The 16,002-nt window shown below is 68.3% G+C and carries 13 protein-coding genes and 1 pseudogene; 1 reads left to right on the top strand and 13 read right to left on the bottom strand.

Annotated elements, in window-relative coordinates; all coding sequences use genetic code 11:
- Positions 1-823 precede the first annotated feature (823 nt).
- The 13 genes and pseudogenes from RGU41_RS05985 to RGU41_RS05925 all read right to left on the bottom strand — a co-directional run bounded on the left by RGU41_RS05985 (position 824) and on the right by RGU41_RS05925 (position 15,641).
- The gene (locus RGU41_RS05985; RefSeq protein WP_322135779.1) at positions 824-1,573 is read right to left on the bottom strand and encodes a hypothetical protein; all 750 of its coding nucleotides are present in this window, start codon (positions 1,571-1,573) and stop codon (positions 824-826) included.
- A gap of 2 nt (positions 1,574-1,575) precedes the next feature.
- Positions 1,576-2,769, bottom strand: coding sequence for a methionine adenosyltransferase (gene metK / locus RGU41_RS05980; RefSeq protein ID WP_134448744.1), 1,194 nt, complete (start codon positions 2,767-2,769; stop codon positions 1,576-1,578).
- A 46-nt stretch (positions 2,770-2,815) separates the two neighbouring features.
- The gene (coaBC, locus tag RGU41_RS05975) at positions 2,816-4,030 is read right to left on the bottom strand and encodes a bifunctional phosphopantothenoylcysteine decarboxylase/phosphopantothenate--cysteine ligase CoaBC (RefSeq protein ID WP_134560068.1); all 1,215 of its coding nucleotides are present in this window, start codon (positions 4,028-4,030) and stop codon (positions 2,816-2,818) included.
- A gap of 37 nt (positions 4,031-4,067) precedes the next feature.
- On the bottom strand, positions 4,068-4,325 hold the full coding sequence (gene rpoZ, locus RGU41_RS05970; RefSeq protein ID WP_134448746.1) for a DNA-directed RNA polymerase subunit omega: 258 nt from the start codon (positions 4,323-4,325) through the stop codon (positions 4,068-4,070).
- 53 nt (positions 4,326-4,378) lie between these two features.
- Positions 4,379-5,299, bottom strand: a complete 921-nt coding sequence (gmk, locus tag RGU41_RS05965; RefSeq protein ID WP_134448747.1) for a guanylate kinase — start codon at positions 5,297-5,299, stop codon at positions 4,379-4,381.
- Between the two features lie 90 nt (positions 5,300-5,389).
- The gene (gene pyrF / locus RGU41_RS05960) at positions 5,390-6,160 is read right to left on the bottom strand and encodes an orotidine-5'-phosphate decarboxylase (RefSeq protein WP_322135778.1); all 771 of its coding nucleotides are present in this window, start codon (positions 6,158-6,160) and stop codon (positions 5,390-5,392) included.
- Positions 6,157-9,444 (bottom strand): carbamoyl-phosphate synthase large subunit, encoded by a 3,288-nt coding sequence (carB, locus tag RGU41_RS05955; protein WP_134448748.1) that lies wholly within the window; start codon positions 9,442-9,444, stop codon positions 6,157-6,159. The genes pyrF and carB overlap by 4 nt, the downstream gene beginning before the upstream one ends.
- Positions 9,444-10,580 carry a glutamine-hydrolyzing carbamoyl-phosphate synthase small subunit gene (gene carA / locus RGU41_RS05950; protein WP_134448760.1) on the bottom strand — a complete coding sequence of 379 codons (1,137 nt, stop codon included), beginning with the start codon at positions 10,578-10,580 and terminating at the stop codon, positions 9,444-9,446. Before carA ends, carB begins: the two co-directional genes overlap by 1 nt.
- 94 nt (positions 10,581-10,674) lie before the next feature.
- On the bottom strand, positions 10,675-11,223 hold the full coding sequence (locus tag RGU41_RS05945; RefSeq protein WP_134448749.1) for a hypothetical protein: 549 nt from the start codon (positions 11,221-11,223) through the stop codon (positions 10,675-10,677).
- The gene (locus RGU41_RS05940) at positions 11,216-12,556 is read right to left on the bottom strand and encodes a dihydroorotase (protein ID WP_134448750.1); all 1,341 of its coding nucleotides are present in this window, start codon (positions 12,554-12,556) and stop codon (positions 11,216-11,218) included. Before RGU41_RS05940 ends, RGU41_RS05945 begins: the two co-directional genes overlap by 8 nt.
- Entirely contained in the window at positions 12,557-13,507 is a 951-nt protein-coding gene (locus tag RGU41_RS05935) for an aspartate carbamoyltransferase catalytic subunit (RefSeq protein WP_134448751.1), read from the bottom strand.
- Between the two features lie 13 nt (positions 13,508-13,520).
- Positions 13,521-14,045, bottom strand: a pseudogene (gene pyrR, locus RGU41_RS05930) (bifunctional pyr operon transcriptional regulator/uracil phosphoribosyltransferase PyrR); the annotation flags it as partial.
- Between the two features lie 99 nt (positions 14,046-14,144).
- Entirely contained in the window at positions 14,145-15,641 is a 1,497-nt protein-coding gene (locus RGU41_RS05925) for an HNH endonuclease signature motif containing protein (protein WP_322135777.1), read from the bottom strand.
- Here RGU41_RS05925 and RGU41_RS05920 point away from each other — a divergent pair.
- On the top strand, positions 15,627-15,752 hold the full coding sequence (locus RGU41_RS05920) for a hypothetical protein (protein ID WP_255454590.1): 126 nt from the start codon (positions 15,627-15,629) through the stop codon (positions 15,750-15,752). The two genes, RGU41_RS05925 and RGU41_RS05920, sit on opposite strands and share 15 nt — an antisense overlap.
- The last annotated feature ends 250 nt before the right edge of the window (positions 15,753-16,002 follow it).

Raw genomic sequence — 16,002 nt, 5'->3', positions numbered from 1 at the left:
TTCTCACCGTCGAGCAGGAGGATCGCCCGGTAGCCGCCTTCGGGGATCGGCTCGGCACCGCGCGTCGCGACGACGAGGGCAGGGGCGGCCCCGATCTGCTGCAGCGGATGCTCCCCGTCGGCGACGAGGACCAGCGCGCCGGGAAAGGCGCGGCCCAGTTCCTCGGCGGTGCGCCCGGTTCCGAGCGACACCACCCGCAGGGACCTGCCCTCACAGTGCAGGCAACTCCAGCCTGCCGCAAGCTTGCCGCACCAACGGCAGGACGGCACGGCGTTCGCGCTCGCGAGGGCGAGCGGTCCCTGGCAGTGCGTGCAGCGGGCCGACTTCTTGCAGGTCTGGCAGGCGAGGGTCGGCGCGTACCCGGGGCTCGCGACCTGGACGAGGACGGGTCCGTCAGCGAGGGCGGCCCTGGCCACCTGCCAGGCGGCGGAGGGGATCCGGTTGGTCCGCTCCTGGCGGTCGGGACTGAGCTGGAATTCAGTAGGGATCACCCGGGGATGCCGAGGGCTCAGGGGATGCGCCTCGCCGAGAAAGCCCAGTTCGAGGAGCCGCTGCACGGGCACGCTGCGGGTGTGCCCGAAGAACATCAGTGCGCACCCGCTCAGGGCCTGGCGGACCAGTGCTGCGTCGCGGGCATGGACGTAGGGGCTGAGCGGTTCGGAGTGCAGGGGGTCCCCGTCGTCCCAGAGCAGGATCGCCCCGAGGTTGTGCGCCGGCGCGTAGACCGCAGACCGGTTGCCGAGGATGATCCGCGGGGTGGGTTCCAGGCAGGCGAGGAAGGCGCGGTAGCGCTCGGGGTTGGGCTGGCGGGCATCGACCCTGCTCACGGTTCCCGCGGGCGCGCAGGCATCGAGGGCGGCCTGGAGCTGGTCCTGGTCGCGGTAGTCGGGAACGCAGAGGATGGCGCTTCGCCCGCTCCGAACGGTTGCCGTGGCGAGTTCGGCCATCGTGGTGGCCCAGTGGCCGACGGTGCGCCCGTCCGGCAGGGCGACGAGGGCGGGTACGGCGGCCACGCTGAGGCGCCTCTGCTCGGCCAGGGCCGCGTCGAGCAGACCGGCCGGGTAGTCAGCGAAACCGGCGGATGCCGCGGGTTCGGCTTCCGGAGCAGGTTCGGCTTCGTCCTGCGCGGCTTCGTCCTGCGCGGCGAGCCAGGCCTTCTCGACCCGCACAGCGCGAGGGGGATCGCGAGCCGGAGCACATCGCTCGCGTTGCCGGCCGCGCGGTCGGCGACGCGACGTGCGAGGCGCCAGACCTCCGCCGTGAGCACGGGGGCAGCGGACACGATGGCCTCGACCGGGCTCAGGGCGCCATGGAAGTCGGCGGCGGCGTCCTTCGGGGGCTCGATGCCGGACACCGGTGCGTTCAGGGTCGCGAGGACGGCTCCCCCGGCATCGAGGACCTCGATCAGGTAGCCGTCGGCGACGCGTCCCGCCGAGCGCAGGGGCACCCGGACCCGCACTCCCGGCCGCGCGGCCGCGGCGAGGTCGTCCGGGATGCCGTAATCGAAGAGATGGTCGAGCTGGGGCAGTGTCGACTCGATCAGGACGCGTGCCACGAGGCCCGTGCGTCCCATGATCAGATCCCGGAGGCGCTTCTCAGCTCGTCGACGCGGTCCAGCCTCTCCCAGGTGAACTCGGGGAGCTCGCGACCGAAATGACCGTATGTCGCCGTCTTCTGGTAGATCGGGCGGAGCAGGTCGAGGTGGTGGATGATCGCGGCCGGTCGCAGGTCGAAGACCTCGCGGATCGCCGCGGTGATCTCCTTGTCCGGCAGTGCCCCTGTTCCGAAGGTCTCGACGTAGAGCCCGACGGGCGCTGCTTTGCCGATCGCGTATGCGACCTGGATCTCGAGCCGTTCGGCCAGCCCGGCTGCCACGGCGTTCTTGGCGACCCAGCGCATCGCGTACGCGGCGGAGCGGTCGACCTTGGACGGGTCCTTGCCGCTGAAGGCGCCACCGCCGTGACGGCTGGATCCGCCGTAGGTGTCGATGATGATCTTGCGGCCGGTGAGTCCGGCGTCGCCCTGGGGGCCACCGATCTCGAAGCGGCCCGTCGGGTTGATCAGCATGGTCAGGCTCGAGGAATCGAGTTCGACGCGGGACAGCACCGGGCGGATCACGAGCTCTTCGACCTCGGCGCGAAGACGCTCCGTCGTGACGGAAGGGGCGTGCTGGGTGGACAGGACGACGGTCTCGACGGTGCGCGGGATGATGCCGTCGTAGCCGATCGTGACCTGGGTCTTGCCGTCGGGGCGGAGGTAGTCGAGTTCGCCGGACTTGCGGACTTCGGCGAGGCGTTCGGCGAGGCGGTGCGCGATCCAGATCGGGATCGGCATGAGCTCGGGGGTCTCCCGGGTGGCGTAGCCGAACATGATGCCCTGGTCGCCGGCGCCCTGGCGGTCGTAGTCTTCGGCGCTCGCCTGTTCGCGGTGCTCGAAGGCGTCGTCGACGCCCTGGGCGATGTCGGGAGACTGGCCGCCGATGGAGATCTCAACGCCGCAGGAGCGGCCGTCGAACCAGACGTCGGAGGAGTCGTAGCCGATGTCGGTGATGCACTTGCGCACGATCGACGGGATCTCGACGTACGCTTCCGTCGAGACTTCGCCGGCGACGTGGACGAGGCCGGTCGTGACCAGGGTCTCGACGGCGACGCGGCTGTTCGGGTCCTCGGTGAGGAGGGCGTCGAGGATGCTGTCGGAGATCTGGTCGCAGATCTTGTCCGGGTGACCTTCGGTGACGGATTCGGAAGTGAAGAGGCGAAGATCGCTCATCTGGCCTGTCTCTGTGTCGTTGGTAGAAAAGTATGGATGGAGGGGATCAGCCGAGTCCGGCGACCACAACGTCAAGGATGCGTCCGGCCACCGACATTTTTGTCCCCGCGGCCTCCGCCACTATAACTCCGGCAGAATCGAGGATCCGAACCTCGTTACGTTCCGCGGCGAACCCTTCGGTCCAGCCGACCCTGTTGAGAACAAGGTAGTCGCAGCCCTTGCGCGCGAGCTTCTCGCGGCCGAGGGAGAGGAGCCGGTCGGGGTCCGCCTCCGTCTCTGCCGCGAATCCGATCACGAGCTGACCGGTGGTCTTCGCCGCGGCGAGTCCCGCGAGGATGTCCGGGTTCCTGACGAGTTCGAGGGTGAGGGTGTCCCCCTCGTCGTCTTTCTTGATCTTGTCGCCGCGGACCGTGGCCGGGCGGTAGTCCGCGACCGCTGCGGCCATGATGACGGCGTCCGCGCCCGCAGCCGCGTCGGTCACGGCGGACTGGAGTTCGAGTGCGGTGCCGACGAGGCGGGTCTCGATGCCCGCGGGCACCGGGATCTCGAGGTTCGCCGCGATGAGCACGACCGACGCTCCCCGCGCGGTGGCGGCTTCGGCGAGGCGGACGCCCTGCTTGCCACTCGATCGATTGCCGAGGAAGCGGACGGGGTCGAGGGGTTCCCTGGTGCCGCCGGCTGTGATGACGATGCGCCTGCCGGAGAGGTCTCTGGCCGGGGTTCCCGGGTGCAGGGCGGCGAGGGCCGCAGCGACGATGACGTCGGGTTCCTCCATCCGGCCGGCACCGGAATCCGATCCGGTCAGGCGTCCCACGCCGGGGCCGACGACGATGACGCCGCGGTTTCGGAGGGTCTGCACGTTGTGCACGGTCGCCGGGTTGTTCCACATCTCGGTGTGCATCGCCGGGGCGATCACGAGTGGCGCGGTGCTCGCGAGGATCGTGTTGCCGAGCAGGTCGTCGGCGAGGCCGGCCGCGAGCTTGGCGATCGTGTTCGCCGTCGCAGGGGCCACCACGATCAGGTCCGCCGACTGCCCGATCGCGACGTGGCGGACTTCGGCGACGCCCTCGTAGAGGTCGGTGTGCACCGGGTTCCGGGAGATCGCCTCGAGTGTCGGCCTGCCGACGAAGCGCAGCGCCGCTGGCGTCGCGACCACGTGGACGGAGTCTCCGAGCAGCACAAAAGCGCGCACGATGTTGACAGCTTTGTACGCGGCGATGCCGCCGGTGATTCCGACGACGATCGTGCGTCCTTGCGACATCCTGCGCGCTTCTGGTGTGCTTCTGGTCTGCTTCGTGTTACTCGACGATCGGTCGGGAAACGAGCTTGTCTTCGTTGATTTCGCGGAGGGCGACGGAGAGCGGCTTGTCGTCGACAGTCGAGTCGACGAGCGGTCCGACGTTGTCGAAGAGGCTGCCTTCGTGCAGGTCAGCGTAGTAGTCGTTGATCTGACGAGCACGCTTGGACGCGAAGATCACGAGCGCGTACTTGGAGTCGACCTTGGTGAGCAGGTCGTCGATGGGCGGGTCAATGATACCGGTGGGCTTGTTGGCCAAGGTGGCACTCCTTCAGAGCGTTTGCGGCGAGTAGACGGATAAGTCGGAGTGCGTTAAAGCAGCGAGGGTGCTTTACGCAGATTCATCAAGTCTACGACTTCCCGGGCCGCCACATTGACCTCCTGGTTGACTACACGGAAATCGAACTCGTCCTGGGCCGCCAGCTCGAGCTTCGCGGTCTCCAGGCGGCGTGCCTGTTCCGCGGGGCTTTCGGTGCCGCGGCCGATGAGGCGGCGCACCAGTTCATCCCAGCTCGGCGGAAGCAGGAAGACCATTCGCGCTTCGGACATGGCCGCGCGCACGGAGCGTGCGCCCTGAAGGTCGATTTCGAGGAGGACGCTGTGTCCGCTCGCGAGTGCCTGTTCCACGGGCTCGCGAGGGGTCCCGTAGCGGAAGGCATTGTGGACGACGGCCCACTCGAGCAGCTCCCCCGACGCGACCATGCGGTCGAATTCGGCGTCGGAGACGAAGAAGTAGCTCTTTCCTTCGACTTCGCCCGGCCGCGGGGCACGGGTCGTCGCCGACACGGAAAGATGCACATCGGGGTAGTTCTCGCGGATATAGCCGGCGACGGCACCCTTACCGACCGCCGTCGGCCCGGCGAGCACGACGAGGTGTGCGTCGGTGGATCCACGACGGGACACGGTCCGGTTCGCGAGGAATTCGCGCAGGCGGTCGCGCTGGTGCTTGCCGAGGCCGCCGAGCCGTTTGGACGGCGAGATCTCGAGCTGGGTCATGATCCGGCGCATCTTCGTGACACCGATGGCCGGGATGCTGACGAGGAACTCCGTCGCGCGCAGGCGTCCTTCGACGCCGTCCGGATGCTCGATGGCGGCAGAGAGCACGGCAAGCGGCGTGCGCTTCCCTGCTGCGATCTCGGCCTTGACCGCTGCGCGCGCTCGGCGCGCTGCCACGGCTGCGCGCGATGCGGCAACCCGATCGACGTCTGGTGGGGTAGGGCGATTCTCAGCCACGGGCCGCTCCTGCTTCAAGTACTCGGCGTGCGATCGCCTGTCCGATTCGTTCCGGGCCTGCTGACAACACGCTACGAGATTCACTCACTATTACGGAATGAGCGTACCCCCCAAAGAGGTTTCCCAGATCAGCGACATGCGCACCCTGGTGACCAAATCCGGGAGCGAGGATCGGGGTGGCTCCTCCGACGGGTGCAACCGAGAGGTCGAGGCCGAAATCGGCGAGGTCGAGTGTCGCACCGAGCACGACGCCGATCGAGCCGAGCCGACCCGTTCCCCCGCCCTCGCGTTGCGTTCGGCGACGTCGTCGAAGACGGCACGGGCCACTGTGGCACCGGCGTGCGGGCCGTCGGGGACGCGGGCGCGCTGGATGGCGCTCGCCTCCGGATTCGAGGTTGCCGAGAGCACGAAGAGCCCCTTGCCCGCAGCGGCGGCCCGTTCGAAGACGGGCTCGAGCGAACCGACGCCCATGTACGCGTTGACGGTGATCGCATCCACTTCGAGCGGGGAACCGGGGGTGAGCCAGGCCTCACCGTACGCAGCGACGCTCGTTCCGAGATCGCCGCGCTTCACGTCCGCGATCACGAGCAGGCCTGCTGCGTGGGCATCCGCGAGCACGCGTTCGAAGGCGAGGTACCCCCGCGACCCGAAACGCTCGTAGAAGGCGAGCTGGGGCTTGATGAGGCCGACCCTGCCTGCGCACGCGGCGACGACGAGACGCCCGAAGGTCTCGGCGCCGTCAGCGGTGTCCGGCAGGTTCCAGTCCGACAACAGCCAGGCGTGGGGGTCGATACCCACGCAGAGCTGGCCCCACCGGCCGAACGCGGCCTCGACACGGTCGCCGAACGTGGAGTCGATCACAGGGCGGCTTCCCGCGTGAGTGCATATTCCTGGAGCGATGTCACCTCGAACCCGCCTCGAATCGCGTCGATGGATGCGACGGCAGCGCTGAGCTCCGCGATCGTCGTGAACAACGGCAGGTCCGCGGCGACGGCCGCCGCCCGGATCTCGTAGCCGTCGGCACGGGCGGTGCGACCGCCGGGGGTGTTGATGACGATCTGAACCTCTTCGCGGCGGATCAGCTCGACGATCGACGTGTCTTCCTCATCGTGCTTCTCGCTGAACTTCGTGACGACCCTCGCGCGGATTCCGTTGCGCTGCAACACCTCCGCGGTGCCCTCCGTGGCGGCGATCTCGTAGCCGAGCTGCTGCAGGCGCAGCATCGGCAGGATGATCGCACGCTTGTCGCGGTCGGAGACCGAGACGAACACGGTTCCGCTGAGCGGGATTCCACCGTAGGCGGCGAGCTGGCTCTTGGCGAAGGCGCGGGGGAAGTCACGGTCGATGCCCATCACCTCTCCGGTCGAGCGCATCTCCGGGCCGAGCACGGAATCGACGACGTGGCCTTCCGGGGTGCGGAACCGGTTGAAGGGAAGCACGGCCTCCTTCACGGCGACCGGCGATTCCATTGGGACGCGGGAGCCGTCGATGAGCGGCAGCTTTCCACTCGCCTTGAGTTCGGCGATGCTGGTTCCGACCATGATGAGCGCGGCGGCCTTGGCGAGGGTGATCCCGAGAGCCTTCGCGACGAAGGGCACCGTGCGGGAGGCCCGCGGGTTGGCCTCGAGCACGTAGAGCACGCCGGCCCCGATGGCGAACTGCACGTTGAGCAGGCCGCGCACGCCGATGCCCTGCGCGATCCCGAGGGTGGCCTCGCGGACCCGGTTGATCTCGGCACGGCCGAGGGTCACGGGTGGCAGGGTGCAGCTCGAGTCACCGGAGTGGATGCCGGCTTCCTCGATGTGCTCCATGACGCCGCCGATGTACAGCTCGGTGCCGTCGTAGATCGCGTCGACGTCGATCTCGATGGCGTCGTCCAGGAACCGGTCGACGAGCACGGGGTGCGACGGGCCGATGATGCCCTGGCCCTGCATCCGCTCGAAGTAGTCGGCGAGGGACAGGGAATCGTAGATGATCTCCATGCCGCGGCCGCCGAGCACGTAGCTCGGGCGGACGAGGACGGGGTAGCCGATCTCCTCAGCGACGACGACGGCACCGGTGAAGTCGGTGGCGACGCCGTTGCGGGGGGCGAGCAGGCCGGCCTCGTCGAGGATCTTCGAGAACAGGCCGCGCTCCTCCGCGAGGTCGATCGCGGTGGGCGAGGTGCCGAGGATCGGGATTCCCTCCGCCTCGAGCCCCTTCGCGAGCCCGAGGGCCGTCTGGCCGCCGAGTTGCACGACGACGCCGACGAGTTCGCCGCTCTGGCTCTCCGCGTGGATGACCTCGAGCACGTCCTCGAGGGTGAGCGGCTCGAAGTAGAGCCGGTCGCTCGTGTCGTAGTCCGTCGAGACGGTCTCGGGGTTGCAGTTGATCATGATGGTCTCGTAGCCGGCCTCGGAGAGGGCGAACGAAGCGTGCACGCACGAGTAGTCGAACTCGACGCCCTGGCCGATGCGGTTCGGGCCTGAACCGAGGATGACGACCTTGCGGCGGTCGCTGGGGACGACCTCCGTCTCCTCGTCGTAGCTCGAGTAGTGGTACGGGGTCAGGGCCGGGAACTCCCCCGCGCAGGTGTCGACGGTCTTGTAGACCGGGCGCACGCCGAGGATGTGTCGGACCTTGCGGACATCTGCTTCGCCGAAGCCGCGGAGCTCGCCGATCTGGGCGTCGGAGAAACCGTGGTCCTTCGCGGTACGGAGGATGTCCATGTCGAGCCGTTCGGCGGCGGCGACGTCTGCGGCGATCTCGTTGATCAGGACGATCTGGTCGATGAACCACGGGTCGATCTTGGTGGCTTCGAAGACCTGGTCGATCGTGGCGCCCTTGCGGAGGGCCTGCTGAACGGTGACGATGCGGCCGTCCGTCGGGATCGAGGCAACCTCGAGGAGTTCCTCGAGCGTGCGGGTCTCCTCACCCCAGTGGAAGGACGATCCGCGCTTCTCGAGCGAACGCAAGGCCTTCTGCAGGGCGGATGCGTAGGTGCGGCCGATCGCCATGGCCTCGCCGACGGACTTCATGGTCGTGGTGAGGCGCGGGTCTGCGGCGGGGAACTTCTCGAACGCGAAGCGCGGGACCTTGACCACGACGTAGTCGAGGGTCGGTTCGAAGCTCGCCGGGGTGACCTGGGTGATGTCGTTCGGGATCTCGTCCAGGCGGTAACCGAGGGCGAGCTTCGCCGCGATCTTCGCGATCGGGAAGCCGGTGGCCTTGCTCGCGAGGGCGGACGAACGGGAAACCCGCGGGTTCATCTCGATCACGATGATGCGCCCGTCGGCCGGGTCGATCGCGAACTGGATGTTGCAGCCGCCGGTGTCGACGCCGACGGCGCGGATGATGTCGATGCCGATGTCGCGGAGCTTCTGGTACTCGCGGTCCGTGAGGGTGAGCGCGGGGGCAACGGTGATCGAGTCACCGGTGTGCACGCCGACCGGGTCGACGTTCTCGATCGAACAGACGACGACCGTGTTGTCGGCCGTGTCGCGCATCATCTCGAGTTCGTATTCCTTCCAGCCGAGGATGGATTCCTCGAGGAGGACCTCGGTGGTCGGGCTCTGGTGCAGGCCGTCGCCGACGATGCGGCGCAGTTCCTCTTCGGTGTACGCGAATCCGGAGCCGAGGCCGCCCATCGTGAAGGAGGGGCGCACCACGAGCGGATAGCCGAGGTCTTCGGCGAAGCCGATGGCCTCATCGACGGTGTGCGCGATGTGCGAGCGGGCGACGTCTGCGCCGGCGTCGAGCACGAGCTGCTTGAAGATCTGGCGGTCTTCGCCCTTCTGGATGGCCTCGAAGGACGCTCCGATCAGTTCGACGTCGTACTTCTCGAGGATGCCGCGCTCGTGCAACTGGATGGCCGCGTTGAGCGCGGTCTGGCCGCCGAGGGTCGGCAGGATGGCGTCGGGGCGTTCCTTCGCGATGATCGTCTCGAGGATCTCCGGAGTGATCGGCTCGATGTAGGTCGCATCCGCGAAGTCGGGGTCCGTCATGATCGTGGCCGGGTTCGAATTGACCAGGATGACCCTGACGCCCTCTGCGCGCAGCACGCGGCAGGCCTGGGTTCCTGAGTAGTCGAATTCGCAGGCCTGGCCGATGACGATCGGCCCGCTTCCGATGACCAGGACGCTGTTGATATCGTCGCGCTTGGGCATTACTTGGCGTCTCCTGCTCCGGTGGCCGCCGTGTGGGCGGTCACCATGTCCCTGAACCGATCAAAGAGGTAGTTGGCGTCGTGCGGGCCTGCCGCAGACTCGGGGTGGTACTGCACGGAGAACGCGGGGATGTCGAGGCAGCGGATGCCCTCGACGACCTGGTCGTTCAGGCTGTAGTGGCTGACCTCGACGCGGCCGAAGCCGGTGCGGGAGTCGCTGACGCCTTCGATCGGCATGTCCACGGCGAAGCCGTGGTTCTGCGACGTGATCTCGACGCGGCCGGTGGTCTTGTCGAGCACGGGCTGGTTGATGCCGCGGTGGCCGAAGGGGAGCTTGTAGGTGCGGAAGCCGAGCGCCCTGCCGAGGAGCTGGTTGCCGAAGCAGATGCCGAAGTACGGCACGCCGGCGCGGAGGACCTCCTGCAGCAGGGTGACGTGCGCATCGGACGCCGCAGGATCACCGGGTCCGTTGGAGAAGAAAAGCGCGGTCGGATTGAGCGAGAGCACGTGCTCCGCCGTGACCGACTGGGGCAGCACGAGCACTTCGAAGCCGCGTTCGGCGAGGTAGTTCAGCGTCGACGTCTTGACGCCGAGGTCGAGCACCGCGACGGAGCCGATCCGTTCGCCCTTCGCCGGAATCTGGAACGGTTCGACCGTCGACACCTGGTCTGACAGGTTGCGGCCGCGCATGGGGGCGCCGCCGCGGACGAGTTCGAGCTGCTCGCCTGCCGACAGGTCGAAGGCGGGCCCGGAGAAGATGCCGCTCTTCATGGCGCCGGCCGAGCGGATGTGCCGGGTGATCGCCCGGGTGTCGATGCCGCTGATCCCGACGACCTCGTTGTTCGTGAGGTCCTCGTCGAGGGTGCGCGTCGAGCGGAAGTTCGAGGCGATCCTGGCCGGTTCGCGCACGATGAACCCGGCAACCCAGATCCGGGAGGATTCCATGTCCTCGTCGTTGGCCCCGGTGTTGCCGATGTGCGGGGCGGTCATCAGGACGATCTGGCCGGCGTACGACGGGTCGGTCAGGGTCTCCTGGTAGCCGGTCATTCCGGTCGCAAAGACGATCTCGCCGAGGGTCTGTCCTCGGCTGCCGTATGCGTGGCCGACGAAGCGCCTGCCGTCCTCCAGGACGAGCACGGCGGGAGCCGTGGTCGGCGTGGTGGGTGTCTCCGGTGTCGTCGGTGTCGTCTCGTCGGGTGCCGCCTGGGCCTGGGCCTCGGTGTCGCTCACGCTACGCCTCGCTTTCGTCGTGCGCGTCCGGGTGCAGGGCACCCGCCGCTTCGGTTCGGATCGACGCGCTCACGCGGGCGCGGTCGGTGGGGTCAAGGATGCGGAAGTAGCTGTCGACGACCTGGCCTGCGGCATCCGCTTGCGGCTGGAGGCGCCAGCGGAGCAGGAGCAGACCGCCGGTCTCGACGGCGCGGTCGATGGTCCAGGTGGCGTCCTCGAGTCCGGTGACGGCCGCCATCGGGATGAAGACCGGGTTCTCGCCGACGAGATCGAGCAGAACGCCGGTCCCGGTCACGGTGACCAGGGCGCGGGCCCGAAAGCCGAGGCCGCGGATGTTCAGGCGTTCGAGCTGTCGGCCTTCCCGTGTGGTCGCGACGTAGAACGCTTCGGCCGTTGCGAGCACGGCATCGGCCGATTCCGGTCCTGGGAGCGGGTAGCCCGCGGCCAGCGCGGCATCGCGGCGGGTGCGTGCACGCCAGCTTCGGAGCATGAGCGCGAGCACGGCGACGAGGACCAGACCGATCAGAATGGCGGGGATGGTGCTATCCATGCTGGGGTTCCTCTCGTCCGCCGAGTTCAGCGGGGGCCCTGAGGACCCCGTCGAGCACGGTCGCCGTGCCGCGGTGGAAGACGGCGACGACCCGACCGGGCAGGGTCATCGCGAGGTATGGCGAGTTGGTGCTCTTGCCGGCGAGGTCGTCCCTGCCGAACTCCCGGCTCGCTGCCGGGTCGTAGAGGGTGACGTTGGCGGGGGCGCCGACCTCGAGCGGCCTGCCCTGGCTCGCGAGGCGCCCGATCCGTGCCGGGGTGGCCGAGAGCACCCGGGACACGTCCCGCCAGTCGAGAAGTCCGGTGTCGACGACGGATGCCTGCACGACCGAGAGCGCGGATTCGAGTCCGACCATCCCGTTGGCGGCCGCATCCCATTCACAGTCCTTGGACTCGACGGGGTGCGGGGCGTGATCGGTTGCGACGATGTCGATCGTGCCGTCGGCGAGGCCGGCGCGGAGGGCGTCGACGTCTTCGCGGCGGCGCAGCGGCGGATTGACCTTGTAGCGGGCGTCGTAGCCGCGGACCAGGTCCTCTGTGAGGAGCAGGTGGTGCGGGGTGGCCTCCGCGGTCACGTTGATGCCGCGCGCCTTGGCCCAGCGGATCACGTCGACGGCGCCTGCTGTCGAGACGTGGCAGACGTGCAGGCGGCTCCCGACGTGCTCGGCGAGCAGCACGTCGCGCGCGATGATGGATTCCTCGGCGACGGCAGGCCAGCCGGCGAGGCCGAGTTCGCTCGAGAGTGCGCCCTCGTTCATCTGGGCCTTCTCGGTGAGGCGCGGTTCCTGGGAGTGCTGGGCGATGACGCCGTCGAAGGCCTTGACGTATTCGAGGGCGCGACGCATCAGCAGCGGGTCGGAGACGCAGAAGCCGTCGTCGGAGAAGACCCGGACCCGGGCGCGGCTGGTCGCCATGGCGCCGAGCTCGGCGAGCCGCTCCCCCGCGAGCCCGAGGGTGACGGCGCCGATCGGCTGGACCGTGACGTACCCGGCCCGTTCACCGAGGGCGAGCACCTGTTCGACGACGCCGGCGGTGTCCTGCACCGGCGAGGTGTTGGCCATTGCGAAGACGCTCGTGAAGCCGCCGATCGCGGCGGCCTGGCTGCCGGTGAGGATCGTCTCGCTCTGCTCGTAGCCGGGTTCGCGCAAGTGGGTGTGCAGGTCGACGAGTCCGGGAAGGGCGACGAGGCCGTCGGCGTCGATCACCGTCGCGCCGGCGTGTGAGAGCGCGGTGCCGATTTCCTGGATGCGACCGCCGAAGAGCAACAGGTCGGTGCGGGTGCCGTCGGCGAGGCTCGCGTTTCGGATCAGATAGCGGGTGGCCGTGTTGTTCATTTAGCTTTCCTCCCGGTCGCCCGACATGAGCAGGTACAGTGCCGCCATACGTATCGAAACACCGTTCGCGACCTGCTCGAGCACGGTCGATGCGGCCGAATCTGCAGCGGCTGAGGAAATCTCCAGGCCGCGGTTCATCGGGCCGGGGTGCATGACAATGCTAGTCGGCGCGAGCCGGGCGAAGCGCTCATCGTCGAGTCCCCAGCGCCGCGAGTACTCGCGGCTGTTGGGGAAGAAGGCCGCATTCATGCGTTCCTGCTGGATCCTGAGCATCATGATCACGTCGGGCCCTGCGTCGATCGCGTCGTCGAGATCGAAGCTCACCGCCGCCGGCCAGCCGGTCATGTCCATCGGGAACAGGGTGGGTGGCGCGACCATCGTGACGTCGGCTCCGAGCGTCGTCAGCAGCCACAGGTTGGAGCGCGCGACCCGCGAGTGCAGCACGTCGCCGACGATGGTCACCGTGACGCCGTCGAGGCCTTTGCCGCGCGACGCGGTTTTGTGCAGGCGACGGCGGATGGTGAACGCGTCGAGGAGCGCCTGGGTCGGGTGTTCGTGGGTGCCGTCCCCGGCGTTGATGATGCCGGCGTCGATCCAGCCGCTCGTCGCGAGTACCTGGGGGGCACCGGATGCCGGATGCCGGATCACGACGCCGTCTGCGCCGATCGCGGCGAGCGTCTGGGCGGTGTCTTTGAGGCTTTCGCCCTTCGAGACGCTCGAGCCCTTGGCGCTGAAGTTGATCACGTCAGCGCTCAGGCGCTTCGCGGCGGCTTCGAAGGAGATCCGGGTGCGGGTGCTGTCTTCGAAGAAGAGGTTCACCACGGTCTTGCCGCGGAGTGTCGGGAGCTTGCGCACCTCGCGCGTGGAGACATCCGCCATGTCTTCTGCGATGTCGAGGAGCGTGATGGCGTCGTCGCGACTGAGGTCCTTGGTGGAGAGCAGATGCTTCATTCTGCGCTCCCCCGTCGATGCTCACGAATTCGTCGCCGTCGACCTCGAGGAGGTGCACGTTGATGCGTTCCTCCGTCGAGCTCGGGAGGTTCTTCCCGACGAAGTCCGCGCGGATCGGCAGCGCCCGGTGGCCGCGGTCGACGAGGACTGCGAGGCGCACGATCGCGGGACGGCCGTGGTCGCCGAGAGCGTCAAGGGCCGCGCGGATGGTGCGGCCGGAGTAGAGCACGTCGTCGACGAGCACCACAGTCGCGCCGTCGATGCTCGCGGGTACGAGGGTGCGGGACGGTGTGCGGGTGCGGGTGTGGGCGAGGTCGTCGCGGTACATCGTCACGTCGAGGGAACCCGAACTCACGGGTGCCGCGGCGGGTTCGATCCGCTCGATGATGTCGGCGATCCGCCGGGCGAGTGCAACGCCCCTGGTCGGGATGCCGAGGATGACGAGATTGTCCGGTCCCCGGTTGGACTCCAGGATCTCGTGGGAGATCCGAGTCAAAGCCCGGGTTATTTCAGCCTGGTTGAGCACAATGCGTGACAAAACGAAGGCCTCCTTCCCCGCCTCACCGGACGGTTGTTAAAGGATGGCTGTTACCGCTGTTCAGCCTAGCAGCAGCCCCGGTCATGCGCGGTTGGGTGGTCAGGTGAGGATCTGGTGGGCGCGGTGCCGGTTCGGTGGCCGCCAGAGCCGTTGCGGGTCGATGAGTCCGGGGGCCCGCACCTGGGGTGAGCCCTTGACCATCCGGATCTCCCACCCGGAGGTGTCGATGGTGTGGTGATGGAACCAGCACAGTAGGACACCGTTGTCCACGTTGGTCGGTCCGTCCTGCGCCCAGGGCTTCACGTGGTGCACTTCGGCCCAGTGCGCCGGGGCTTTGCACCCGGGGATGATGCAGCCGCCGTCCCGGGCGGTAATCGCCCGGCGCTGCGCCCGGTTGAAATAGCGCCGCTCCAGACCCAGCTTGATGACTTCGTTGTTCGCCCCGGAGAGGACCCCTTGGAAGCCGCCGTCGCAGATGCGCTGGTGCACTGTCTTGAGCGATACCGGGGCCTCGACCCCGTCGATCCACCCCACCCCGACCCCGGAGGCGAGGTCGGCCGCGTTCACGTGCACCATCACGGTCGGGGCGGATCCGCCCATGCTGGGCGTGTCCTCGTCGCGGGCCGCGTGTTCGAACAACGCCCGGAGGATGTCCGCGCGTTTCTCACCGCCCGTGCGGGTGTCCGCGCGGCGCTCCCGCAGCTCCGCCTCGATCACGTCCAGATCCGGGCCCGTGTCGGCGTCGGTACCCGCGGTCTCGGCGCCGGGGATCATCTGCCCCGAATCCATCAGGGCCTGTTCCTCGGCGGTGGGGAACGCCGGGCGGGCGTGGAAGCTGAGGAAGGCGTCGAAGAGGGTGTTCATCACGCCGAACAGTTCCGGCGTCACCCCGCCCTTGACGGGGTACAAGCCGTTCTTCAACTGGCCGAAGCCGATGTTGGATTTCGCCTCGAAAAGGTCCTCCTGGGGCAGTATCCCGTCGGGGTCCAGGGCCGCCTGCCACTGCGCGACCATGCCCCGGATCAGGTCCGTCGTCACCGGGACACCCGCCCCCGCCAGGTTCTCCGTCTCCGGGGTGATCATGCCCGCCGCCGAGGCGACCAGGGCCCGCTCCGCCGTGAGTAAGTCATCCGGTGCCACCCGGTGACTGATCACCTGCAACCCCGCCACGATCAACTCCGCCGTCTCCACCCCGATCTCCCCCGCCGTCAGCGCCGCCCCAACCGTCGGGAACAAGGGCGGCAACCAGCTGCTCCCGCCGCACGGCCGCGGCAACACCGCGTCGCCGAGCTTCGTGCGCCGCTTCACCTCCCGGGCCGACACCCGCGTCACCCGGGTGAGTACATCCCACGGGCCCGTGCAGCCCATCCGCCAGGCCAGACCCTCCCGGCCGAGCACCCGGGCCCTCCGGTCCACATCCGTCGCCGTGCTCACCCGGGCCGCATCCACCGTCCGACCGATCGCCTCCACGGTACTCAGCGCCGTCACCGCTTCTGTATCGCTGAGCAGCCCCACCGGGATCGCCGCCAGGGCGTCTGCGAGAACCGCCTGCGCCTCGGCGAGCCTTGCGACAGCATCCGCATGAACCGATGGCACCGACCCGGCCAGACCCTCCGCGCCCTCGAAACCCTCGGCAACCGCAACCGCAACCGCAACCGGATGGGCCGACTCGACACCAACGGTGGGTTGATCGCCCGCGGCCACTGAATCGTGGGCCTGCGGGGTGTGTGACTGGGGATCCGTAGCTCCTGCCATACCCCGATTCTACCCCGAATCGAACACGAATGCGAGACTTACTCACATAATTTTGCGCTTCATATTTCCACTTTCACACCTGAAGACGGTTGATTCTCCTGCCCATGGTTCCGAATTCAGGAGATCCGCCCGGGCGGGTAACTCGGGTCCGCGGACAAGTGCAGCCGATCCCACCCGGCCGCATGGAACTCCTGAGTTCGGG

Origin of the sequence: Cryobacterium sp. 10C3, assembly GCF_034314285.1 — a bacterium.
GTDB classification, from domain to species: domain Bacteria; phylum Actinomycetota; class Actinomycetes; order Actinomycetales; family Microbacteriaceae; genus Cryobacterium; species Cryobacterium glucosi.
Note: the sequence above shows the minus strand (reverse complement) of the source record. Positions and strands in the feature narration are given on the sequence as shown.

What these genes read in the sequence shown, in the direction of transcription:
- RGU41_RS05985 (WP_322135779.1), bottom strand. Translation starts at nt 1,573, where the DNA reads ATGGGACGCACGGGCCTCGTGGCACGCGTCCTGATCGAGTCGACACTG.
- metK (WP_134448744.1), bottom strand. Translation starts at nt 2,769, where the DNA reads ATGAGCGATCTTCGCCTCTTCACTTCCGAATCCGTCACCGAAGGTCAC.
- coaBC (WP_134560068.1), bottom strand. Translation starts at nt 4,030, where the DNA reads ATGTCGCAAGGACGCACGATCGTCGTCGGAATCACCGGCGGCATCGCC.
- carB (WP_134448748.1), bottom strand. Translation starts at nt 9,444, where the DNA reads ATGCCCAAGCGCGACGATATCAACAGCGTCCTGGTCATCGGAAGCGGG.
- RGU41_RS05945 (WP_134448749.1), bottom strand. Translation starts at nt 11,223, where the DNA reads ATGGATAGCACCATCCCCGCCATTCTGATCGGTCTGGTCCTCGTCGCC.
- RGU41_RS05940 (WP_134448750.1), bottom strand. Translation starts at nt 12,556, where the DNA reads ATGAACAACACGGCCACCCGCTATCTGATCCGAAACGCGAGCCTCGCC.
- RGU41_RS05935 (WP_134448751.1), bottom strand. Translation starts at nt 13,507, where the DNA reads ATGAAGCATCTGCTCTCCACCAAGGACCTCAGTCGCGACGACGCCATC.
- RGU41_RS05920 (WP_255454590.1), top strand. Translation starts at nt 15,627, where the DNA reads ATGAACCGATGGCACCGACCCGGCCAGACCCTCCGCGCCCTCGAAACC.